The 23,180-nt window shown below is 40.5% G+C and carries 21 protein-coding genes; all 21 read right to left on the bottom strand.

Translation table 11 applies throughout. The features are described from left to right. Positions 1 to 103 precede the first annotated feature (103 nt). Positions 104 to 823 (bottom strand): RNA polymerase sporulation sigma factor SigE, encoded by a 720-nt coding sequence (gene sigE, locus ACOSV2_RS02675; RefSeq protein WP_113968294.1) that lies wholly within the window; start codon positions 821 to 823, stop codon positions 104 to 106. A gap of 53 nt (positions 824 to 876) precedes the next feature. Continuing rightward, positions 877 to 1,803, bottom strand: a complete 927-nt coding sequence (spoIIGA, locus tag ACOSV2_RS02670) for a sigma-E processing peptidase SpoIIGA (RefSeq protein WP_428973825.1) — start codon at positions 1,801 to 1,803, stop codon at positions 877 to 879. Positions 1,804 to 2,105: 302 nt separating this feature from the next. Beyond that, positions 2,106 to 3,272, bottom strand: coding sequence for a cell division protein FtsZ (gene ftsZ, locus ACOSV2_RS02665; RefSeq protein ID WP_113968296.1), 1,167 nt, complete (start codon positions 3,270 to 3,272; stop codon positions 2,106 to 2,108). Positions 3,273 to 3,313: 41 nt separating this feature from the next. Further along, positions 3,314 to 4,612 carry a cell division protein FtsA gene (gene ftsA, locus ACOSV2_RS02660; RefSeq protein ID WP_113968297.1) on the bottom strand — a complete coding sequence of 433 codons (1,299 nt, stop codon included), beginning with the start codon at positions 4,610 to 4,612 and terminating at the stop codon, positions 3,314 to 3,316. Positions 4,613 to 4,727: 115 nt separating this feature from the next. Beyond that, positions 4,728 to 5,090, bottom strand: coding sequence for a small basic family protein (locus ACOSV2_RS02655; RefSeq protein WP_113968298.1), 363 nt, complete (start codon positions 5,088 to 5,090; stop codon positions 4,728 to 4,730). A gap of 15 nt (positions 5,091 to 5,105) precedes the next feature. Next, on the bottom strand, positions 5,106 to 5,819 hold the full coding sequence (locus tag ACOSV2_RS02650; RefSeq protein ID WP_428973824.1) for a DUF881 domain-containing protein: 714 nt from the start codon (positions 5,817 to 5,819) through the stop codon (positions 5,106 to 5,108). Positions 5,820 to 5,891: 72 nt separating this feature from the next. Beyond that, positions 5,892 to 6,593: a DUF881 domain-containing protein gene (locus tag ACOSV2_RS02645; RefSeq protein ID WP_258549570.1), complete on the bottom strand. Its 702-nt coding sequence runs from the start codon at positions 6,591 to 6,593 to the stop codon at positions 5,892 to 5,894. Next, the gene (locus ACOSV2_RS02640) at positions 6,577 to 7,362 is read right to left on the bottom strand and encodes a cell division protein FtsQ/DivIB (RefSeq protein WP_428973823.1); all 786 of its coding nucleotides are present in this window, start codon (positions 7,360 to 7,362) and stop codon (positions 6,577 to 6,579) included. Before ACOSV2_RS02640 ends, ACOSV2_RS02645 begins: the two co-directional genes overlap by 17 nt. 667 nt (positions 7,363 to 8,029) lie before the next feature. Next, a complete protein-coding gene (gene spoVE, locus ACOSV2_RS02635; RefSeq protein WP_428973822.1) occupies positions 8,030 to 9,130 on the bottom strand; it encodes a stage V sporulation protein E in 1,101 nt (366 codons plus the stop codon). A gap of 113 nt (positions 9,131 to 9,243) precedes the next feature. After that, complete coding sequence (gene murD / locus ACOSV2_RS02630) at positions 9,244 to 10,593, bottom strand: UDP-N-acetylmuramoyl-L-alanine--D-glutamate ligase (protein ID WP_428973821.1); 1,350 nt, start codon at positions 10,591 to 10,593, stop codon at positions 9,244 to 9,246. Further along, positions 10,594 to 11,568, bottom strand: coding sequence for a phospho-N-acetylmuramoyl-pentapeptide-transferase (gene mraY, locus ACOSV2_RS02625; RefSeq protein WP_428974269.1), 975 nt, complete (start codon positions 11,566 to 11,568; stop codon positions 10,594 to 10,596). Between the two features lie 2 nt (positions 11,569 to 11,570). Next, positions 11,571 to 11,981, bottom strand: a complete 411-nt coding sequence (locus ACOSV2_RS02620) for a hypothetical protein (RefSeq protein ID WP_428973820.1) — start codon at positions 11,979 to 11,981, stop codon at positions 11,571 to 11,573. A 2-nt stretch (positions 11,982 to 11,983) separates the two neighbouring features. Further along, complete coding sequence (locus tag ACOSV2_RS02615) at positions 11,984 to 13,444, bottom strand: UDP-N-acetylmuramoyl-L-alanyl-D-glutamate--2,6-diaminopimelate ligase (RefSeq protein WP_428973819.1); 1,461 nt, start codon at positions 13,442 to 13,444, stop codon at positions 11,984 to 11,986. Positions 13,445 to 13,667: 223 nt separating this feature from the next. Further along, a complete protein-coding gene (locus tag ACOSV2_RS02610; RefSeq protein ID WP_397551763.1) occupies positions 13,668 to 15,584 on the bottom strand; it encodes a stage V sporulation protein D in 1,917 nt (638 codons plus the stop codon). A 232-nt stretch (positions 15,585 to 15,816) separates the two neighbouring features. Next, positions 15,817 to 18,018 (bottom strand): penicillin-binding protein, encoded by a 2,202-nt coding sequence (locus ACOSV2_RS02605; protein ID WP_428973818.1) that lies wholly within the window; start codon positions 18,016 to 18,018, stop codon positions 15,817 to 15,819. Continuing rightward, positions 18,018 to 18,386 (bottom strand): cell division protein FtsL, encoded by a 369-nt coding sequence (gene ftsL / locus ACOSV2_RS02600; protein ID WP_397551765.1) that lies wholly within the window; start codon positions 18,384 to 18,386, stop codon positions 18,018 to 18,020. Before ftsL ends, ACOSV2_RS02605 begins: the two co-directional genes overlap by 1 nt. A 25-nt stretch (positions 18,387 to 18,411) precedes the next feature. Continuing rightward, complete coding sequence (rsmH, locus tag ACOSV2_RS02595; protein ID WP_113968309.1) at positions 18,412 to 19,347, bottom strand: 16S rRNA (cytosine(1402)-N(4))-methyltransferase RsmH; 936 nt, start codon at positions 19,345 to 19,347, stop codon at positions 18,412 to 18,414. A 37-nt stretch (positions 19,348 to 19,384) separates the two neighbouring features. Beyond that, the gene (gene mraZ, locus ACOSV2_RS02590) at positions 19,385 to 19,816 is read right to left on the bottom strand and encodes a division/cell wall cluster transcriptional repressor MraZ (protein WP_113968310.1); all 432 of its coding nucleotides are present in this window, start codon (positions 19,814 to 19,816) and stop codon (positions 19,385 to 19,387) included. A gap of 249 nt (positions 19,817 to 20,065) precedes the next feature. Further along, entirely contained in the window at positions 20,066 to 21,685 is a 1,620-nt protein-coding gene (bshC, locus tag ACOSV2_RS02585; RefSeq protein ID WP_428973817.1) for a bacillithiol biosynthesis cysteine-adding enzyme BshC, read from the bottom strand. A gap of 90 nt (positions 21,686 to 21,775) precedes the next feature. Next, entirely contained in the window at positions 21,776 to 22,162 is a 387-nt protein-coding gene (locus tag ACOSV2_RS02580) for a DUF3397 domain-containing protein (protein ID WP_113968312.1), read from the bottom strand. Position 22,163: 1 nt separating this feature from the next. Further along, positions 22,164 to 23,060: a ketopantoate reductase family protein gene (locus ACOSV2_RS02575; RefSeq protein WP_428973816.1), complete on the bottom strand. Its 897-nt coding sequence runs from the start codon at positions 23,058 to 23,060 to the stop codon at positions 22,164 to 22,166. Positions 23,061 to 23,180: the final 120 nt, after the last annotated feature.

The following is a 23,180-nucleotide window of genomic DNA, read 5'->3' as shown; positions in this document are numbered from 1 at the left end:
CAAATCCCTTAAGGTATCTGGATAAATTCATATAAAAAATTTTTTTAATGGTTTTAAACAAAAAAACTGACCTCCTCTATAGAGAAGGTCAGTTCTTGACAGGTTACACCATTTTATTAAATTCCTTCTTTAGACGCTTAATAATCCTCTTTTCTAAACGGGAGATATAGGACTGGGAGATTCCAAGCATATCTGCTACATCCTTTTGGGTTTTTTCTTCTTCTCCCATTAGACCAAAGCGGAGCTCCATGATTTGTTTTTCACGATCAGAAAGCTGGTGTAGAGCGTTAAAGAGCAGTTTTTTGTCTACGGTCGCCTCAAGATCTTTTGTTATAATATCTTCATCTGTTCCGAGTACGTCCGATAATAGTAATTCATTCCCGTCCCAATCAATATTGAGTGGCTCATCAAACGAAACTTCAGAACGGATTTTATTATTTCTTCTTAAGTACATAAGAATTTCATTTTCTATACATCTGGAAGCATACGTAGCTAATTTGATTTTTTTCTCGGGATTGAAAGTGTTTACTGCCTTAATCAGGCCGATCGTACCAATGCTGATCAGGTCTTCAATATTAATTCCTGTATTTTCAAACTTCCTGGCGATATATACGACTAACCTTAAGTTTCGTTCTATCAACAGAGAGCGGGCAGCTTTATCACCTTTAGGCAATTTATTGAGTAATACTTCTTCCTCCTCTTTCGTCAATGGAGGGGGAAGTGCTTCACTACCACCTATGTAGTAAATCTCATCTGTCTTCAGTCCAAGTTTGATTAACAGTTTGTACCAATAATATAAAAATTTAAATTTGAATTTTTTCATTGTTGCTCCCCCTTCTATTTCTTTAAATTGTGAGTATAGTAGTAATAATTGATTTAAGAAACGTTTAGTACCGGCTTACGTGAAGCCATTTTCGGATGAACGATCGCTTGAAAATTCCCATCTGCTGAAAGCGGTTCCTCCCTGAAGGCAATCAGTCCATTCGGGATAGCCCACTCGGATTCATGATCCTTTAGAATGAGAGAATCAGGCTTTATAGCAGCTAGAAGTTGACTTTTTCTTCCAACCGATTGGGCGGGGACAATTCTCATCCGGTCAGACCAGCGTGTGTCGATATTTTTCTCTCCAGAGAAGATTACATCAACATCATGGCATAGTGCCCTCACTTCTTCTGGAATTCCCCCCTCTATCTCAGCGATGGAGAGTATCATGACCGGACTTTTGGATATGGGGTCTTGAAGTTGGTTACCACTGTCAACCAGACCATTTACGGTACATTGAAAATCTTCAATTTTTATGGTTACTTTCAGAAGCTGATCATACTGAATCTTCACATGCTCAATGCTATCCACTCTGCCCTTAGAAAAATACCAGGCAAGAGGCAGGGCCAGCATAACAAATACCCAGCTTATCGGATCTCCAAATCCACGGATGCTTGCAAGCAACATGGAGGATTCTGTACCAGGGTCGAAGCTTATAAAATAATGAGTCCCAATTAATATCCCACCTGTAAAAAAGGTAACAAAATAGAACATAAGAAGATTTGTTAAGTAATAGCGCAATCTTCTATACCCAAAAGCTGAGTACACCATGATAATTGAAAATAATAATTTTATAAGGGGGTTTCCTATTAGAGTTGCAAATGGTGAAAAGGCCAGTAGAATAATGATCGATCCTATCAAACTGCCAAGTCCAATTCTCCAAAGGGCATATTGTCTTTTTAAGATGATTCCAGTTAACCATAATAAAAAAAAGTCTACCAACAGATTTAACAACCAGATGACATCCAGATATAAGGTCAATCTCTACCCTCCTTTTGAAACTTCACCCAGTGACAGTTACTTAAATTTCAAGATAGGAATGACTTATCAGAAGTATATCGTACATACCCTTTAAAAGGTTGTCATTTTTTGTATGCTTCAGAGGAAAACTTTTCAGAGATAAGAACGAAATATGTCACTAAATATATTCAAGATTCTAGGTATAAAAAAAGCTTTGGGAGTGAATTTTGATTAGTTGGATATGGGGAAATAAATATGCATACAAACAGCCCCGAAGGCATCGATGCCTTCGGGGCTGTTTAGCATTTCTTATGGTCAAGCAATTATCGACGGCGGTTACGGTTGCGAAGGAAGGTTGGGATATCCAGTGTTTCTTCCGCTCCCTGATTTTGATTGGAAGAGGTTCTCACTGGCTCTTGGTGTTGAGGCTCTTCACGTTTAGGTTGTTCGCGCTTGATAGATTGGCTTGGGTTTGGACTTTGATTTGGTTTCATTCCACCAAATGTTGGTCGAGTTTGCTTTGGAGGTTGAATGACCTCTTCATTAAACCCGGTTGCAATAACGGTTACGACGATATCATCTTTTAATTCTTCATTAATTACGGAACCAAAAATCATGTTTACTTCTTGATCTGAAGCAGATGCTACAATGTCCGCAGCTTCTTGAACTTCATATAGACTTAAAGATGTGCCGCCTGTAATGTTCATCAGTACACCTTGAGCTCCATCAATGGATGTCTCAAGTAATGGACTTGAAACGGCTTTTTTTGCAGCTTCCGTAGCACGATTCTCACCAGATGCTGCACCGATGCCCATGAGTGCTGAACCTTTGTTAGACATGATCGTCTTTACGTCGGCAAAGTCAAGGTTAATAAGACCAGGAGTTGCGATTAGATCTGAGATACCTTGAACACCTTGTCTTAATACATTATCTGCTTCTCGGAATGCTTCAAGCATTGGCGTGCTCTTATCTACGATCTCAAGCAGACGATCGTTTGGAATAACGATAAGGGTATCTACCCCTTCTTTCATTGCAGCGATACCACCGCTTGCTTGATTTGAACGCTTTCTGCCTTCAAAGGTGAAAGGTCGTGTCACAACACCGACCGTTAATGCTCCGATTTCTCGGGCAATTTGAGCGATTACCGGGGCTGCACCAGTTCCGGTTCCCCCACCCATTCCAGCCGTAACGAAGACCATATCCGCTCCTCTCAGAGCCTCTTCGATCTGTTCTTTACTTTCTTCAGCAGCTTTTTTACCTACTTCCGGATTGGCACCTGCTCCTAATCCTCTAGTTAATTTACCACCGATTTGCATTTTTATTTCAGCTTTTGATAGATTCAAAGCTTGTGCATCTGTATTGACAGCGATAAATTCAACACCCTGTACACCATGCTCAATCATGCGGTTTACAGCGTTGTTACCTCCACCACCGACACCGATAACTTTTATTGTCGCTAAAGAATCTAAATTTGTATCAAACTCCAACATGACAAATCCTCCTAACTCGTCGAATCTATGGATTCCTTTATTTATTCAAAGAAGTATCCAAAGAACTTTTTCACTTTTGACATGGCCTTTTCATCTTCATGTTCTTCTTCTTTTACCTTCGCAGGTTTTGGCTTTTTATTAGCTGGTTTGGATTGACGCTTCTCAGCAGCCTCTACAGGCACTGGTTCTGCACTAACAGATCTTCCTTGTAATCTAGCATTCTTTTGAGCGTATTTAATCAAACCTACTGCAGTCGTATACTGAGGTTCCCTAACTCCAATATAATCAGGAATTGCCACCCGTACACGATTTTGGAAAACGATTTGTGCTAATTCTAACACACCTGGAAGATTTGCTACACCACCAGTTAACACATATCCACCTGGCAGGTCTCTGATTCCCATTCGTTTCAGCTCATGGCTAATGAGGTCTAAGATCTCTTCCAGCCTTGCTTCTATGATATCAGAAATTTCTAATTGATTAAATTGCTGGTGTTGATCGCTACCAATAATTGGCACGCTGAACACTTCATCTTCTGATGCATGGTCATAATAAGCATGTCCATATTTTGTTTTGATTTTCTCTGCATCGTCTGTTGAGGTTCTTAATCCAATCGATAAATCTTTAGTAATATGTTCTCCCCCTACAGGCAGTACAGTTGTTGCTTTAAGGTGACCATGTTCAAAAACCGCTATCGTTGTTGAGCCGCCGCCAATATCGATTAACGCAGCACCCAGGCTCTTCTCATCCTTTGACAAAGCAACTGAACCAGCTGCAAGAGGTTGAAGAACGATATCGACAATTTCAAGGCCGGCCTTTTCTACACAACGAAGAGTATTATGTAAAATCGTCTTAGATCCCGTGATGATGGTGCCTTCCATTTCCAATCGAACACCAATCATTCCCCGGGGATCTGTAATCTCATCCAATCCATCAACAATGAATTGTCTTGGGATTACATTGATGATTTCTCTTTCTGGAGGAATAGAAACAACCTGGGCTGCATCCATCACTCTTAGAACATCTTCATCACCGATTTCCCGATTATCACTTGATACTGCCACTACACCATGACACGATTGAAGCGACACATGGTTCCCGGTAATACCTACGATGACCTGGCTTATAGATAAACCAACCATCCTTTCAGCTTGTTCAACTGCTTTCTTGATTGTATGAACAGTTTCGTCTATATCTACGATGGAACCTTTTCTGATTCCTTCTGAGTTCACATTTCCTACACCGATTATGTTTAAGGAATCATTTGTCATTTCACCAATGATTACTTTTACTGTGGATGTACCGATGTCTAGGCTAACGTAAATTTCATTGCTGTTCACTCTATGGCACCTCCTTAAAGAATGTTTATTTGGAACAACAACCCTAGAAAAACACTATTCTAAGTATATCTTATTATGATATTCGTCGTAACAAAAACGATTCCCTTTTAAAATTCTAATTTTTTTCTCTTTTTTCTTGATTATTTGACCAATTGCTAATAAGTATTCGTCTAATCACTGCAATGTTCTGGAATAATCTTACCCCAAAAGCAAATACAGCCGCCAGATATAAGTCTACACCAAGATGTACGCCTAGAAAAGCTAAACTTGCTGCTAGTAAAATATTAAAAAAGAATCCAGAAACAAAGACCTTATCATCATAAATATTCTGGAGGTGGGCACGTATGCCGCCAAATAATGTATCCAACGCAGCCAGGACGGCGATCGATAAATAATTCGAGTACTCATCTGGAATTCTAATATCTGTAAGAAGCCCCAATACGACCCCTACCAGCAACCCTAAAAGGGGAAGCCACATATTACCCGTTCCCTCCTATTCCTTCACCGGTTCCATTAAACGGACCCGGATGGTATCTTCATATGGTGGAACCACCACTTTTTCTAAAGGCTTTGAAATTGAGACTCGAAGATTATCGATAAAGAAGTCCTCAACAGACTGGGATACCTGCATTCGGTTATACAACCCTTTTGCAGACTCTAAGTCTTTGGTTAATACTCTCACTTCAAATGGTATTTTCTTTATTGAAAATCCATCTACCTTGGTTTCTCCATTAATATCCCGAATGACAGAGGTATTGATTAAACGATGACCATCAATGGAAATATCCATTGCTTCATATCGATTCAGTTCATTTACCAGTCTTTCCAACAGTTCCGGCGATATATTCTGAACTTTTTCGCCAAGAAGGATTTCTTCCATGGCAGGTTCAATCGTTAATATGACACCAGGTCCTGTTTTCTCAGTCAAACCTGCTTCTGTTTTCAATTCCTCTAACGTTTGTTTTAACGCACGTTCTGGACTCGACTGTTGTTCTGTCTTATATTGTTCCAACTTTGCTTCAACTGCACGCATTTCTGCATAGAGATTGGAATTGACTTCTTTTTCTTTTAATAATGCATTTCGTAGTTCCCATATATCTCGTGTATCCCGGACAACAGGTTCTTTGACTGTTTGGAACTGTATAGCAATCATAAACCCAATAATAATCGTAATAAGGGTGAAACTTATTTTTAATTTGTTGTCCATTCATCGCACCTTACTTTCACAGCTAACCCTTTCTTTCGAACAGTCCGAATATTCCTTGGGACCATTCATTGCTTATGATTCACTAATGCTAGGTTCTAAAATTACCGCATTCTTTTTTTCCAGTTTAAAAATGATATTATCATTTACAAGCTGGTCTTTAACGCCGCCTGTGATATTCATCGCTGATGAAAGTACTTCCGGATCTCCAATAGCTGTAATTTCAAACGGAGCGGGATATTCGATTCCATCAATTTGAATAACGGGACCGTTACACAGTATGTATGAATCATGCTTTAGCCTTTGTCCATTTATCGCTACGACAGAAGCCCCCGCAATGTATAATTCATTGATCACCTTAAAGACATGGTGTTCATGGACAATATAATTATTGGCGTTTTCTTCATTGGAATCGTAGTCAGCGTCTGATAATGTCACGTTTATCCCAGGGCCTTTCACTTTCGTTTTGCCCAGGTACATACGATACTTCTCAGCATCTTCTGCGAGGTTAAAATATATTTGTTTCTCTTTAGAGAATTCCTTCTCCATATTGACGACCTTTTCCTGTTTTTCATAGAGTTCTTCTTGCAGATTATTATTTTTCTGCTGATACTCAAGGATTTGATCCCTCAATGCTTCTTCCTGTTTCCACTGTCCATTCGTTCGATTCCCAAGTTCTGCTTGCTCTGTGTTAGCCAGACTAAATGAAAAAGCAAGGATGAAACCTAACACCAGACAAACAAGAGAGAGGATTACATGCTTACCTCTCACCCTCATCCTCTTCATCGCTTTGTTCACCTTCCGTTTCATATGCCCTGAAATAAGAACCTACCTCTAAATCGATGACACCTTTTACTGAAGGGTCCAATTGACTGACAATAGAGGGATAATGCACCATTTTCTCTGAAAAGGTCCGGATGGTGGCACTGACTTCAAATCCATCATTCATGAATAGGGTCAAGTGATATTGATCTGTTTTCTTTGGAACCAGGTTAATCTCAGATATGAGGTGCTGAACTTCTTTCGGAAGCTCCCCTAATTCTTCTACCATTTTCACTAAAACCTTATCTTCCTCGAAACCTCTGAGTAAAGGAGCATCAACGGGTATTGACTCAGTACCTTTATTCAGAACGTTCCCATTCTCTAATATGACAAAGAATTTATTATCTTTCGATAGATATGCCTTTTTATCATATTCTTGGATGTGTATTTCATAGGAATTCGGAAAGGACATTTTCACCGTCGCATTTTTCACTTCAGGAAGTTTCTTTAGTTGTTTCACGGTTTTATCTTTGTTTACACTCCACAAATTCATTCCGCTGTCAATTCCACTTTTCTGAAGAACCGCCTCATTTGAAACAAGTTCATTCCCGTGCACCACCACTTCTTTAACATGACTTAAAGGTGATTGAAAGTAAACAACCGATAGAATCATAAGCAAGAACAAAGAAAGTAAAAACAGCAGTCTGCGATTCGCTTTCTTTTTTCGGTGTTGTTTTAATTTAGGAATACGATCTTCAAGGGAAACAACATTTTCTTTTTTCATTTCGTTCTCCTCAATTTCACTTTGTATTCATTAAGTCATGAATAAGAGAATTCTCACCACGTCTTATAATGAAAGTACTCTTTACATTGGGATACCTTACATTGTATATGAAGGCAGCAAATGTTAAAAGAGGAACAGAACGTTATTTTCTGCCATATGACATAATGTTGAACAAGAAACCCTTACCTTAGAGTTGAAGGATGGAAATACCGGTGTTTTTTCTCAGGTCGCGGATCAAGATAATCCAGCATTTTCTAAGCTACATTGTCCATACACCTTTTCGTATATGTACGTCCATTCCTTTTCAGAAAGAAGCCATCCTATTTAATAGACTCTTGTCCTCTATTTTAAACACCATTTTCTACATAAAGAAGGTATGTCATTGAATTGTAAAAGATTTGGTTAACAAAAGTAATAAACTCTCCTTTATTTTGAAAAGGTCTGATCATAATGCATTACGTATATGTAATTAATTGTAACATCTCACCAATGAATATCCTATCGTTATTTCAATAAAAACAAGGAATTTCAGCGTTTTTTCTTTCATTCAAAAAGAGACTGACCGTAAATAACAGGGGAGGATGTGAATGATGGGTTCCTGACTGTCAGGATTTTGCCATTCACTTCTTCTGACCTGTTTTTCACAGTCAATCTCTTTGTTAAGTCATTACCGTCTCGTATAGCGGCTAATATTCAGGAGCACACCGACAGCCATTAGCATGAGGGTCAATGAGGAGCCCCCATAGCTCAGAAAGGGGAGTGTGATGCCCGTGACCGGCATGAGGCCGGTTACGACCCCAACATTGATCATCACTTGAATCGCAATCATTGAAACGATCCCTAACGCCAAAAAGCTTCCGAATAAGTCAGGAGCCCCTAAAGCAATTCTGATCCCTCTCCATAAAATCAAAGAAAACAGAAGCAGGACCAGTGTTCCCCCGATAAAACCGAGTTCTTCTGCTAAAATGGCAAAAATAAAATCGTTTTGAGGTTCGGGCAAATAGAAGAACTTCTGCCTGCTTTGTCCCAGTCCCAATCCGAACAAACCTCCCGGCCCGATTGCATATAGTGACTGAATGATCTGGAAGCCGCTATTCAATGGATCCTGCCAGGGGTCTAAAAAAGAGGTTATCCGTGCAATGCGATAAGGTGCAGATATAACAAGTCCAATGAAGCCGACTAGTCCAATCATCCCGAGACCGACAAAATGGATGACCCTCGCTCCTGCAATAAAGATCATCACTACTGAAGTACCAACCATGACAGTACCCGTACCCAGATCCGGCTGGAGCATTATCATTCCAAACGCAGAGAATACCAAGAGAAGCGCCGGCAGGACTCCTTTTCTAAAAGAAGTAATATACTTCTGGTTTTCCGATAAATACTTTGAGAGAAACGCAATCATGGCAAGTTTCATAAATTCAGAAGGCTGAATGGAAAACGCCCCTACTCCTATCCAGCTCCTGGAACCATTCCTTAGAACCCCGATACCCGGGATTAACACCAGTACAAGAAGGACAAAGCAAATGATGATGATGATTTTGGCCCAATTTTTCCAAGTCCAATACTCTACATTCATGATGAAAAACATAGCGAATAACCCTACGCCCGCAAAGAGCACTTGCCTTTTGGCAAAGAAAAAGGAGTCATCAAATTTGTAGTCAGCCCATACAGCGCTTGCGCTGTATACCATAATCAGTCCAATCGCAAGTAAAGTGAGTGTAACCATAATGAGGATAAAATCGGGAGTCGATTTTTTTAAAGGCAATCTTAAACACCTCGAATAGACAAATTTTGAGCCGTTCGAGCAAGGAAAACTACTTATCTTGGATTGGTATACTGGTTGTTAAAGTATGGATGCTCTTTATGGACAAGCCCTTATTAAAGCTTATGCACCGCTTCAATAAAAATGTCACCACGTTCTTCAAAAGTTCGATATTGATCCCAACTTGCACATGCTGGGGATAGTAAAACAACATCTCCCTCTTCGGAATGTCCAAAAGCAACAGGAACTGCCTTTTCAACATTATCGACAGGAATAATGGATTGTATCCCTGCCTTTTCTCCTGTTTTCGCGAACTTCTCAGACGTTTCCCCGAAGGTGATCAACATTTTTACATTCTTCAAATATGGAATCAGGTCATCAAAATCATTTCCACGGTCCAAGCCTCCAGCAAGCAGGATCGTGGGACCCTCAAACGCATGAAGAGCACTTTTCGTTGCCAGGCTATTCGTTGCTTTGGAATCATTGTAAAACTTTACACCCTTCACTTCCCGGACAAATTGCGTTCGATGCTTCACCCCCGTAAAGGTGCCAAGGACCTTCTTAATACTTTCATTTTGCACTCCATAGATTTTACACGCCGCAACCGCACAAAGGATATTCTCCAGGTTATGTGCACCCGGTAGTACAATTGAATCAACTTCGACAACCAACTCATCTTTGAAATAGACTGCCCCGTTTTTAATATAGGCCCCTTCCACTACTTCTTTCTTCGTTGAAAATGGAATCAATTGCGCTTTTGTAAAGGCAACTGAATCTTTCACATGCTCTTGATCAGCGTTAAAGATGAGATAATCATGTTGTGTTTGATTTTTCGTTATATTGGATTTCGCTTTCCAATATTCATTCAGGTTTCCATGGTAATCCAGATGGGCATCATATAAATTCGTTATGATGGCAATATGAGGAGCGAATTCTTCGATCCCCATCAGTTGGAAAGATGAAAGCTCAACTACCATTTTTTCATTTTCTTTCGCTTCCTGAGCTACTTCAGAAGCGACCGTTCCGATATTTCCTGCAATAAGAGGCTTTTGATCGGCCTCTTTAAGCATTTCAAACAGAAGTGTCGTCGTCGTGGTTTTTCCATTTGTTCCTGTAATCCCGATCAATTCTGCCTCGGAAATTAAATAGGCAAGCTCAACTTCTGTCAGGACGGGTATGTTCTTTTCGATTGCTTTCTTAATTAATGGGTTGTTATAAGGTATTCCAGGATTCTTAATCACATACTGAAAACCTTCATCAAGAAGTTCGATGGGATGACTTCCGCAAATTACTTTAATACCTTCCTGAAGAAGCCCTTGAGCTTCCGGGTTTTCAGCTAAGGGCTTTTGATCGTTCACCGTTACAAATGCTTCTAACTTATGTAGAAGAGAGGCAGCACTTACCCCACTTTTTGCTAATCCTAAAACAAGAACTTTTTTATGTTTGAACTTCGTTATCTTCTTCAATTATAACCACACCTCAATATAGATTCCTAAAACGGCAAATAGCAAACCGACGGTCCAAAACGTTACAACGACCCGCCATTCAGACCAACCGACTAACTCATAATGGTGGTGCAACGGGCTCATTTTGAATATTCGCTTTCCAGTTGTCTTAAATGATGCTACCTGTAAGATGACGGATAGTGTCTCGATGACAAAAACTCCACCAATAAGAATTAAGATGATTTCCAATTTGGTTAAAATGGCAATCGTCGCGATCGCTCCACCTAATGCTAAAGATCCTGTATCTCCCATAAATACTTTTGCAGGATGGGCATTGAATACTAAGAACCCGAGTACTGCCCCGACTACTGCCACTCCGAAAATCGCGACATCATACTGGGATTGATTCCAGGCTAATACGGCTAGTGCACCAAAAGCAATGGCGCTCGTTCCTGATACTAATCCATCCAAGCCGTCCGTTAAATTGACAGCATTTGAAAATCCAACAAGCCAAAAGATAATGAATAAACAATAAAACCAACCTAATTCAAATGAAAAATCCGTTAACGGGATCGAAACTGTAGTCGGAAAGTCATTTTGCTTAAAGATTAGATAAAAAATGACAGAAATGACAATCTGACCCATAAGCTTTTGCTTGGATGTGAGTCCTAAGTTCCTCTTCATTACCACTTTAATAAAGTCATCTAGGAAGCCTAATAGCCCAAAACCGACCGTCACAAGAATCATTAAATAGGTTTCAGGACCAGGCTCTGAATATTTACCAGTCATTACAAATGTAGTAATCACGATGGAGACCAGGAACACAATTCCTCCCATTGTAGGTGTGCCTGTCTTTTTCTGGTGAGACTGAGGTCCTTCATCACGGATACTCTGCCCAAACTTCAATCTTCTCAGGAAAGGGATGAAAACGGGGGCAAGCAATACTGTTACAAGAAATGCCATAATGATTGTAAAAAAGATCACTTGTTCCATCATCATTACTCCCCTCCCTTTCCGTTACCGGATTCACTCGATGATACGTCTGTTACTTGGTTTTGTTCAGATTCGCTGTTAAAAATAAACTTCGTCATAATTTCCCACTTTTCTTGATTGTAATTTTGTGTGTAATCCTCTAGTAAGTCAATGTATGCTTTATAAACATCTTCAACCATAAATAATGGAAAGTGGTTCGGAACAAATGAAGGTACTTCTTTATTCTTCGGCCAAATTGAAGCAATCGCTCCTGAATCAATACTTTCGAAAAGGTTTATTTCATCACCAAAAGGGACATATAGTCCCTTTTCCATTCCCATACTAGTTGAATTTGAAACTACTAGAAACGCAAAGCCGGGTAGATGTATTCCTGATGTTTCAGGAAATAATTTCTTTACATCATCATAAAAGAGCATGCTTACATCCCCTTTATGATTTGTCTGGCCACTTCGCGGTCATCGAAATCGTATACGTTGTTTCCTATAATTTGATAGGTTTCATGACCTTTCCCGGCGATGAGAACAATATCGTCAACTTTTGCAAGACTTAAAGCCTCTTTAATTGCTTCTTTCCGATCAACTATTAATTGATACTGTTTGCCGACCACTCCTGATTCCATATCCCCGAGTATACTTTCAGGATCCTCCGTTCTTGGGTTATCAGAGGTGAAGATAGCAAAGTCCCCGTATTCACAGGCAATCTCTGCCATTATAGGCCGCTTAATCTTATCACGGTCTCCTCCACACCCGACCACCACAATAACCTTTCCCTTGGTAATCGATTGTATGGTTTCTAATACATTTTTCAAACCATCCGGAGTGTGTGCGTAATCAACGATAACCGAGAAAGGCTGGCCTTCCGAAATCGTTTCAAACCGGCCCCTGATTCCATGTGCTCTCTCCAGGCTTCTTACGCTGTCCTCGATGGATATACCTGCTGCACTGGCTGTTGCAATCGCAGCCAAAGCGTTATATACATTAAATTGCCCCGCTAAATTTAATACCATCTCTTTTTCTCCAAATGGTGAAACGAGTGTAAAAGCAGACTTTGTTGCATTCAGGACAATATCTCTGGCATAGAAGTCAGCAGAAGGAGACAGACCATATGTAAATACATGTGCGGCCGTTGCTCTGATAAAAAAATCAGCTGCTTCATCGTCTTTATTAATGATGGCGTATTTGGGGGATTTCTTAAAATAAGTATTCCCTAATTGTGAAAACAATAAGCCTTTTGCATTTCGGTAATCGTCCATGGACTTGTGATAATCCAGATGATCCTGAGTCAGGTTTGTAAACACGGCAATATCATAGTCACAGCCGTGAACCCGCCCCTGATCTAACGCATGTGAAGAGACTTCCATGATCGCACTTCGTACCCCTTTATCACAAAACTGTTTAAACGTTTGTTGGAGCGTTAAGCTGTCAGGAGTCGTATTATGACTTACTTGTAACTCATCCCCCACTTTTATGTGCATTGTACCGATTAAACCGGTCTTCATCCCACAGTGTGTAAGCACCTGGTCAATTAGATGGGTGGTCGTGGTTTTCCCATTTGTGCCTGTCACCCCTACCAACAAAAGCTGATGGGAGGGCTGCTTATAAAAGTAGTCGGCTAGAATGGCCATTGCTTTCTTCGAATCCGGTACGATAATAACCGGCACGTTTGCTTCTATGCTCTTCTCAGCGAGAATCGCAGCTGCACCGTTCTTTTCTGCCAGTGGGGCGAGTGAATGGCTATCAACCTCTAATCCGTTAATACAGATAAATAGATCGCCATTTTTCACTTTCTTATGGTGGTTAGCGATGTTTGAAATAGCTGGATTCCCTTCACCCTCTACTGAGAAAAACGGCAGTACTTCCAGCAAAGTGTGCAATCTCATCTTTTCAACTCCTCACAGGTAGAAAGCAACCTTTTTATATTTTACAAAAAAATGCGTATGAAAGCTATAAACCTTTTAACTTAGTTCGTTATGATTATGAAAAAATGGCACTCTGTCACACTAATTAAAGAAAAACGGGGCTCCCCCTTACGGATATAAAGCCCCTAGCATAAATAAAGAGTATATCACAAATACACCATCATGTTGATTTTCTCCCCATAAATCATTCCGAAAGATACACCCTCACTTTTGAGCCTTGCTTGATCTTCACTCCCGGATCAGGAGATTGACTGACCACTTTATCTCCACTTCCACTTACATCCAGATTAAGATTCACTAGCTGCTGCTGTAACTCTTTTTTTGTTAATCCAACTAAGTCTGGGGTTTCAATTAATGGAATATCGGTCCACGTCATCTCTTTCTCAATTTGACCTTTACGTTTTGGTACTCCCATTGCTTCTAAACTATCGCCTATGATACTGCCTCCAATAGGCGCTGCTACGACTCCACCGAATTGAATGGTGCCTTTCGGGTTATCGACAGCCACGTACACGACAATTTCAGGGTCATCCGCAGGCGCTATTCCCATAAAGGAAACGATGTGATTGTTTTCTAAGTATTTTCCATCCTTTGCTTTTTGAGCGGTTCCCGTTTTCCCGCCTACCCGATAACCATCTACAAAAGCTTTCTTACCGCTCCCTTTCGCTACAACACTTTCCAATGCTTCACGAATTTGTTTTGATGTTTCTTCTGAGATGACCCTCTTCTTCATTTGAGGGGTCTTTCTCATCACCACTTCTCCAGTTGAAGGGTCAATCAACTCCTTAGCGATATACGGTTGATACAGGATTCCTCCATTGACGGCTGCTGATACAGCCGCTACCTGTTGAATCGGCGTAACGGCAACCCCCTGACCGAAGGCGGTCGTAGCTTGTTCTACAGGACCGACTCGATCAAGATTAAAGAGAATCCCCTTCCCCTCTCCTTGAAGATCAATGCCGGTCTTTTGTCCAAAACCAAAATCATGAATATAGCTGAATAGTTTTTCTTTCCCTAATCTCTCACCTAACTCGACAAATCCCGGGTTACATGAATTTTGGACCACTTCTAAAAATGTTTGGGTTCCATGTCCTCCGCGCTTCCAACAATGAAGGGTGGATCCCGAAACTTCAACATGACCGGGATCATGGAACTTTTCTTTATAAAGATCCACCTTATTTTCCTCCAGCGCAGCAGCGAGAGTAATGATCTTAAACGTTGAACCAGGTTCATATGTGCTCCAAATCGGTAAATTCCGGTTATAGATTTCCTGGGGTACATTCCGGAAATTCGCCGGGTCAAAAGTCGGCCTGCTTGACATCGCCAATATTTCGCCATTTTTAGGGTTCATAGCAATGGCGATAATTCCATCGGGGTTGTAAGTCGCTTGAGCAATATCCAATTCACGCTCCACGATGGTTTGGACTTTCGTATCAATCGTAAGCTTTAAATCCAGGCCGTTTTCCGGTTTTTCAAAGTCATCTGCCATATCAGGCATTCGTTTTCCTTTTGCGTCGGAGAAAAATTTAACATACCCTTTATCTCCACTAAGCTCCTCATCATATGACAATTCAAGTCCCATCAGCCCTTGATTATCAATTCCCGCGAAGCCAAGCACATGGGATAAATAACTGCCGTATGGATAATAGCGTTTAGAGTCTTCGCCTAAGTAGACCCCTTTTAAATTTAGGTCCCTGACCTCTTTCGCTTTTTCATATGAGATCTTTCTCGCTTCTTTAATCAACACCATACTATCTCTCTGTGTAACATATTTATATGCAGATTCTACTGAAATATTAAGGACAGCTGCCAGTTTATCCGCTGTTCCCTGAGGGTCTGTGATTTGTCTCGGAACGACAAATATCGTCGGGGCACTTTGGTTTCCAGCTAGTTCTACCCCATTACGGTCTACTATTTTCCCTCTCTCCGGTTGAAATGGGATGTTTCGACTCCATGAGTCTTTTGCTAAACTCGTAAGCCAGTCCCCTTTAAAAAACTGAACATACCCCAGCCTTATATCAATAATGGAGAAAATCAGGACTCCTACTACAAGCGCTACTGCTAACCTTTTCCTTACCGTTACATTGGATACTCTTTTCACTAATGGAACCTCCCCTTCTATGGCTCGTTCCATTATATGCTTGGACTTATTTGGGTATGTTTGAAATCAATGAAAGGATAAGGGAGGCGCAATCATTCACGTCAATTTTATCGATTGTTCCCATAAGAAAAGGGCGACTTCGATGTGAATGACACTCATACCTAAATCGGTTCAAAAGAAATCGATCCAGGTGCTCTCGAGTGAGTCACATACATAAGTCAGCCCTATTTATTTAGTTCAGCGGTGGTTCTTCTGTATTCTCATCTTCATCTTGCTGTACTTGTTCTTCCGGAGTACTAAAATTAACCACTAGAGGCTCTTCTTTTCCCACAGGAACCCCCGGTTGAATATTTTGACTGACAGCATAGCCGTTTCCAACCATATTGATTTTCAGACCTGCAAGATTTGCCACTTTAAAGACATCCCTTACAGACCATCCCTTCATATCCGGAATCGTGGTGTCTCCATCGGATTTGATTACGACTCTTTCCCCTTGCAGAATATCACTGCCTGCTTGTGGCAATTGCTTTTCTACTTTAGAGCCATTACCGACCACAACAGGTGCAGCTCCTGCTGCCTCCAGAGCTTTCTTTGCTTCTTCTATACTCATTTCTTTCGTATCGGGAAGTGTCAACTTTTTCAAGCTCACTTTTTCCTGAGGTTTAATGTTTAAGTACTTTAGGCTATTCTGCATAACCGGTCTAAAAATAGCCGATACAGGGTCAGACCCTATTTCACTATTCTCCAACTCAGGCTGTTGAACACCGACATAAACAATTAGCTCAGGATCTTCAATAGGTGCCATGCCCATGAATGAAAAAAGATAGTTTTCTTTCCCTCTCATGTATTGACCCGTTTCTGGATCAGGAATCTGGCCGGATCCCGACTTTCCTCCAACACGATAACCTTCAATGGCAAATCTCGTACCTGTACCATCTTCTGAAGTAACCGTTGTTTCGAGATATTCTCTCGTCTTTTCAGCCGTTTCTTTTGAAATGGGTTTCCCTGCAACTTCAGGTTTTGTTTCTTTGATGACTTCCTTTGAATTCGGGTCGACTATTTTAGAGATCACATAAGGTTTCATCATTTCACCATTATTAGCTATTGCAGATTCTGCCTGAATCATTTGAAGTGGTGTAACGGTGGTACCTTGCCCAAAAATGGTCGTATACTTTTCAATTGGATAATGATAAAGAATAGATCCGGACGCCTCATTCGGTAATCCGACATCGGTTGCTTTTCCGAATCCAAACTCATGTAAGTAATCTTCGTATTTCTTGAAACCGATTTTATCTAAAAGGTTCGCAAATGCCACATTAGAAGATCTTTGGACCCCTTCTAAATAGGAAATCGTCCCCCAACCTTCCCCACCATTGTGATCTCTGATGGGATTAGGGACATTTTCAACATAATATTTACCTGATTCATACAGTTCATTGGGATTGAACTTTCCTTCATTCACAGCCGCTGCAAGTGAAAAGGACTTCATTGTCGAGCCTGGTTCGTATGTATCCTCCACGATGATATTCGTCCAGTTATCCAATAAACCTTCTCTCGAATCCGGGTGGAATGTCGGCCTCTGTGACATTGCTAGAATTTTCCCGGTTTTCGGGTCTGATACGATCGCAAACATTTTTTTAGGTTTATATTTTTTCTGGACTTCATTCATTGCCTCTTCTAAGAACGTTTGAATTTTTTTATCGATGGTTAAATAGATGTCATCCCCATCTTGGGGAGCGGTAACATGCTCATCAGCATTAGGGAGTAAATATCCCCAAACATCACTCTTATATTCCACCGAACCGTCCTTGCCACTTAACACATCATCAAAACTTGCTTCCACACCCATTTTCCCTACTGTTTTGGAATCACCATTATCCGCAGTGGTTTTTTGTGCAAAACCTATAAGATGAGGTGCGAATGAGCCATTAGGATAAAAACGCTTTGCTTCTTTCCTGAATGTGATTCCAGGTATGTTTTCTTCTTTAATCTCGAGCATCATTTGATGAGATAGATCTCTGCCTGCAGAACCAAATTCCACCTGATATGGTCCTTCTTGATTAAGGCGGTCATATATTTTGCTCTCTTCCATATCAAGGTATGGTGCCAGAGCTTTTGCTGTTTTTCGGGGATCTGTTACATGCTTAGGTTTTTTCGGATCACTCGTGATGCTGGGATTTAATATGGCTACGAGCGTATAGGCAGAAGTATCCTCGGCAATGACTTCACCTTTCCCGTCAAAAATCGTTCCCCTGTGAGCTTCTAAAATGTGACTTTTTATATATTTTTTTGCCGCTTGTGATGCCAGGACTTTACCTTCAGCTTCCCCTGTGACCTGAATGGTGACAAAGCGAACCATTAATACAAAAAAGAGCAAGCCGAAAAACCCGAAAAGGATGGCTGCCCCTATGTTCATACTTGGTCTTTTTTTCATTACTGCTCAACAACCTTAACGTTCTTTTCTTTCAAATTAAGTCCAAGCTCTTTCGCTTTTTCAAGAATACGCTCATACGTACTAAGCTCACTTACTTGAAGCTTAAGGTCATTATTCGCCTTTTCCTGCTTTTCAATCGTTGATTCAACGTGCTGAACATCTTTATTCACATCATAGATGGCAGCTTGTGTTGTCACAATCTGAACGGCTAAGAAGCAAAATACCGCTGCGAAAATGGCTACAAGGATCTTTTCCCCCGGTGTGATGACGGATCTTCTCTCTTCACTAAGGCGCTTAGGATTGGCTTGAACGGATTGATTGGTTTTCTCAACTTTTTGCTGCTCGTACTTTCTGGCTAAGTTACTCAAAATTCTCCCTCCTGTTTCCTTCTATTTATATATTTTTTTCTGCGATTCTTAATTTAGCTGACCTAGCGCGGTTATTTTCTTCTAATTCGTCATCACTAGGCAGGATCGGTTTTCTCGTTACAAGCTTCAGTTCTGCTTCATAACCCTCAGGAATAATCGGTAATCCCGGAGGCAGGTCAGGTCCTGATGCCTTCTCCTTGAACATCGTCTTGCAAATGCGATCTTCGAGGGAATGGAATGTAATCACGCTCACTCTTCCTCCCTTATGGAGAAGCTCTATCGCTTGTTCAAGTGAGTCTTCAAAGGCTCCCAGTTCATCATTTACGGCAATTCGTATGGCTTGAAAGACTCTCTTAGCAGGATGACCGCCTTTTCTTCTTGCAGGGGCCGGAATACCATCCTTAATGAGATCGACTAGTTCACTCGTTGTTTCAATCGCCTTTTTATCACGTGCCGCTTCAATTTTTCTCGCAATTTGCTTGGAGAACTTTTCTTCCCCATATCGGTAAAAAATACGAACCAAATCTTCAAACGACCAATGATTAACCACATCGTAAGCAGTTACGTCACCTTGCAAGTCCATTCTCATGTCGAGAGGAGCATCATGGTGATAACTGAACCCTCTTTCCGGAGTATCCAGTTGAGGCGATGACACACCCAGGTCGTATAAAATCCCATCCACACTATGTACTCCTAGTTGTTCAAGTTCTTCCTTGAGATTCCGGAAATTTGATTGAACGAATGTTACTCTATCCTGATAGGATGAAAGCTTTTCTTTTGCGTGGTTGATGGCTGTTTCATCCTGGTCGAAGCAATACAGATGCCCCTCCGGTGATAACTGGCTCACGAGGTACTCGCTATGCCCTGCTCCACCCAGAGTACAATCTACATAGACTCCATCTTCTTTAATATCCAGACCATCCACCGTTTCTTTTAATAATACAGTTGTATGTTTAAACATGTTGACTTCACCTTTCCAATCGAACGTTTTGTGGGGGTTAAATATCAAACCCTACCATCTTCTCTGCAAGCTCAGCAAATGAATCTTCAGACTGTGTGAAATAGTCTTCCCATAATGATTTACTCCAAATCTCAATTCGATTGGAAACTCCTAAAATAATGCATTCTTTATCTAATTGTGCATAATTCACAAGTGTAGCAGGAATATTCACCCTACCCGTTTTATCTAATTCGCTCTCAGTTGCTCCCGAGAAGAAGAATCGAGTGAAGGCACGGGCATCTTTTTTTGTCAGTGGTAGGGCTTTGAGCTTGTCTTCAAGAGCTCGCCACTCATCCATGGGATAACCAAATAAACATTGATCCAATCCTCGGGTGATGACAAATGAATCTCCGAGGTGATCACGGAACTTGGCAGGTACGATTAAACGGCCTTTATTATCAATGTTATGTTGATATTCGCCCATGAACATATGCACTGCCCCCACTTTCTAACACAAATGTACCACATCCCCCCACTTTTCTCCACTCTTTTCTAAATTCTTTATTTGCAAAATATTTCCTCTATTTTTCATTAGTGTTTTTCTCTCTTTTCCAGACAATTTCCATAGGTGAAATTTGTCTTTATACAACGTAAAAAGGACCTAATTCGCAATATAAAACGAATTAGGTCCTTTTATTTTTTTGCTTGTCGAGACTATTAATATCGTACGAGTCTTCAATTAGATATAGACCACTTTGTGAGTCCCATCAAATGTGAATTCAAGAAGTGTCAGGTCTTTCACAAAATAAGGTCCGTATTTGTTTAAGAAATAAAGGACATTCCAAGTTCTTTCCTGTGGGCCTTCATTTGGCCTGATACTGTTTTCCACCTTCATGAATTGATTAAAAGTTAATGAATTCTTATCCTTCAAGGCTTTGTCCACTTTGTTGCGTAGATAATCGAATTGACTCAAGTGGAATTCAAGATTCTTTTCAATGATCGGATGTAACCCCTGATCGATACTAACTGCCTGTTCGCGAATCTTTTCATATTTACGCTGCAGTTCTTCCTGTATTTCATTCATTTCAAACTTTAAATCAGGGCGCTCAAGGGACTTCCAAAATGCATCACGAGCCGTAGAAACTCCTTCTGTAATCACTCCATGCAGAGTTAATTGAAGATCTTGGATTCTCTTATCTATCTCTCGTTCCACTATGGTTATATTTAACCTTGGGACAACTGGAGGCATTTTCAAGTCCACATATTCAAAGGCTTTTTTCAATTCACCCCAATAGGCAATTTCACCAGGGCCTGCCACAAATGCGAGTGTTGGAAATAACCATTCTTGCATCATGGGTCTAGTGACAACATTATTGCTGAATGATTCCGGACTTTCATCCAGAATGGAAAGTAGTTCAAGATTAGAATAGGCTTTACCGCTATTCTTCTCAAAGAACTTATTCCCTTCTCTTTCTAACAAAGCACGTTCATCCTGAAGCTGGATAAATAGATTAGCGGCTAATGGGGAAATGTCCAATTGAGTTCCATACCCATTTTTCCGGATTTCTTCTTGTTGCTCAAGCACCTTATCAGTGATGGGTTGACTGTTTTCAATCAAATGGTGAAAATGTCTTGCTTCAAGCTTCCTTAATAGGGGATAAGCAGAATCGATGACCAATAATCCGAAATCTTTGAATAAGCTCATCACGAAATGGGCAAAGAATCGAACAATATCCTCTTCTTCGTCAATCATTTTAGTCAGATCGGATGCCAGCTGTTTTGTATGCTCTGTTTCTCCCAGTATTACTAATATGTCATCAAGCCATTTCTTCATGACTGTTTTTTCATACGTAATATGAGAGGTCATTTTCTTTTCTGTTATTCTCTCCGGATATCCGATCTTTTCAAGCTTTGATCCATTTTCAACGTAAATATGATTCACTTCTTGATAATCATGATCTTCACCCGCAATCCAAAAAACAGGTACTACAGGATGCTTTAACTCAGCTTCCTGTTTCCTGGCTAGTTGAATGACCGAAATGATTTTATGTATGGTGTAGAGTGGACCAGTCATTAGACCGGCCTGTTGCCCAGCGATGACGGTTACGGCATCGTTTCTCAATTTCCCCAGCGATTCTTCTACCTTTTCAGATGACGGCAATGACTTCATATAAGAAGATATACATTCTGCAAGATCCTCTCTCTGAAACTGACGGGAAGCTAAATCTTTCATCCGGTCAGAATAGACGGAGGAACTGTTTACATTATAGTGAAAAAAAGAAGTGACTGGCTCTTCTTGTTTTAAGTATTGAGAGGCGAACTTATTTATTGCTGGAATGTTTAAGCTTTCCACTTCCATTTGAATGACTCCTTTTCTAGCACTTTATATCCTAACGATGAGTATATCATTCCACGTGAAGAAAAGGAAAAAACTTGCCTGTTGTTTTTTCTAATATAAATCCAGAATACGGAGGATCAGTCCTGTGATCATCAGTGTTATATACGCCGTAAAGAATAACAGAAAGTTCAGTCGCCAGAAACCTCTCAGCACCTTAGGGTAATGGATCTCACCCTTCGCTTTCCAGTACAGGATGGCAAATAAAACTCCAATGGAGCAAATGATAAGGAAGATCAGCCATAGGTATGAGGTTTGCCAAATGGCAATGACGATGAAGTGAACTGAGACGATTAATAAAAAGGTTGTAACATCTATGGCCAGATGAACGGCTTTCCGATGGTTCTTCATAATCTCTTTCGCTAGAATGAAACTGATGAAATATCCCAAAAATGGGATTAACACAAATATGGCAATGATGGTCGAAAAAATTGAAGCCATTTTATCCCCCCAGACCTTCTCGTTCAATTCCTTTAACTAATCTGTATACTACATTCATGATGGGTACAAAATGGTGTTCTCTTTGTGCTTTTTCCAGAAGAACGCCTAAGATAGACTCTATTTCTGTTTTCCTTTCAGATTCAATGTCTTTTAGCATGGAAGACCTGTTTTCGTATGTATTTTTGCAAATCTCCACCACCCCTTCAAAGGAAATAATTCTTTCCATATGAGGATATAGGAGAAGCAGCTCTTGGAATAAGCCCCTTTGTAATTGATGAAGATGTGGGTTCTCAACAAGCTTCCCGTTCCTTACCCGGGTTAAAGCCGTCAGAGGGTTAATGAGTACGTTGACGAATAACTTAGTTAGGAGCATTTCCTCAAAGTCTTGTTTTAACAAAAATGGAAAAGAAGGAATACTCTGTGATACTAATTCTTCTACAGCTCCCCATTCTCCTTTAATTAAAGCAAGATTTGTCTTCCCTATTCCTAAATGATGAAGCACGTGGTCGTTTTCTTTCAGAGCGCCATGCTCTACGGAACCCGCTAGTAAATTGTGGTGGGGCAAAGATTCCACCCATTCCAAATGACCAATTCCATTCTGAAGAAATAATAGGGGTTGATTCTTATCCATAAGCTCCAACACTTTTTCCAGGGGTTTTAAATCATATTCCTTCACTGCCACAATGACGAAGTCAAACTTCATGGGAACTTCTGTAAGAAGATCAGAGTCGACACGCGTTATGAATGAAGAGCCTCCTTTATGTACAGTTATACCGTCCATTAACAGGCTCTGAACCTGTAGCTCTCTCCTTACAATAAGAGTGACATCAAACTTTTGTCCCAAATACCCTGCAAACAAAAGCCCAACCGCTCCTCCTCCAATGATTCCTATTTTCATAATGACTCCTTACTCATACAAGTTTTTAAGAATAGTTTACCAAATTTTCGGCAACTAGAAAACCATAGGCTAAAAGAATCATCCTTCACTCGAAAGAAAAGACCCGTCCCAAAGGAACGA

The sequence above is a fragment of the Rossellomorea sp. DUT-2 genome (assembly GCF_052665285.1).
This window is presented reverse-complemented; position numbering and strand designations above follow the sequence as displayed.

Bases quoted from the DNA above. Each gene is read 5' to 3' on its own strand.
- sigE (WP_113968294.1), bottom strand. From the start codon at position 823: ATGAAAAAATTCAAATTTAAATTTTTATATTATTGGTACAAACTGTTA.
- ftsZ (WP_113968296.1), bottom strand. From the start codon at position 3,272: ATGTTGGAGTTTGATACAAATTTAGATTCTTTAGCGACAATAAAAGTT.
- ACOSV2_RS02655 (WP_113968298.1), bottom strand. From the start codon at position 5,090: ATGTGGCTTCCCCTTTTAGGGTTGCTGGTAGGGGTCGTATTGGGGCTT.
- ACOSV2_RS02650 (WP_428973824.1), bottom strand. From the start codon at position 5,819: ATGGACAACAAATTAAAAATAAGTTTCACCCTTATTACGATTATTATT.
- ACOSV2_RS02645 (WP_258549570.1), bottom strand. From the start codon at position 6,593: ATGAGGGTGAGAGGTAAGCATGTAATCCTCTCTCTTGTTTGTCTGGTG.
- ACOSV2_RS02640 (WP_428973823.1), bottom strand. From the start codon at position 7,362: ATGAAAAAAGAAAATGTTGTTTCCCTTGAAGATCGTATTCCTAAATTA.
- mraY (WP_428974269.1), bottom strand. From the start codon at position 11,568: ATGATGGAACAAGTGATCTTTTTTACAATCATTATGGCATTTCTTGTA.
- ACOSV2_RS02620 (WP_428973820.1), bottom strand. From the start codon at position 11,981: ATGCTCTTTTATGATGATGTAAAGAAATTATTTCCTGAAACATCAGGA.
- ACOSV2_RS02615 (WP_428973819.1), bottom strand. From the start codon at position 13,444: ATGAGATTGCACACTTTGCTGGAAGTACTGCCGTTTTTCTCAGTAGAG.
- ACOSV2_RS02605 (WP_428973818.1), bottom strand. From the start codon at position 18,018: ATGAAAAAAAGACCAAGTATGAACATAGGGGCAGCCATCCTTTTCGGG.
- rsmH (WP_113968309.1), bottom strand. From the start codon at position 19,347: ATGTTTAAACATACAACTGTATTATTAAAAGAAACGGTGGATGGTCTG.
- mraZ (WP_113968310.1), bottom strand. From the start codon at position 19,816: ATGTTCATGGGCGAATATCAACATAACATTGATAATAAAGGCCGTTTA.
- bshC (WP_428973817.1), bottom strand. From the start codon at position 21,685: ATGGAAGTGGAAAGCTTAAACATTCCAGCAATAAATAAGTTCGCCTCT.
- ACOSV2_RS02580 (WP_113968312.1), bottom strand. From the start codon at position 22,162: ATGGCTTCAATTTTTTCGACCATCATTGCCATATTTGTGTTAATCCCA.
- ACOSV2_RS02575 (WP_428973816.1), bottom strand. From the start codon at position 23,060: ATGAAAATAGGAATCATTGGAGGAGGAGCGGTTGGGCTTTTGTTTGCA.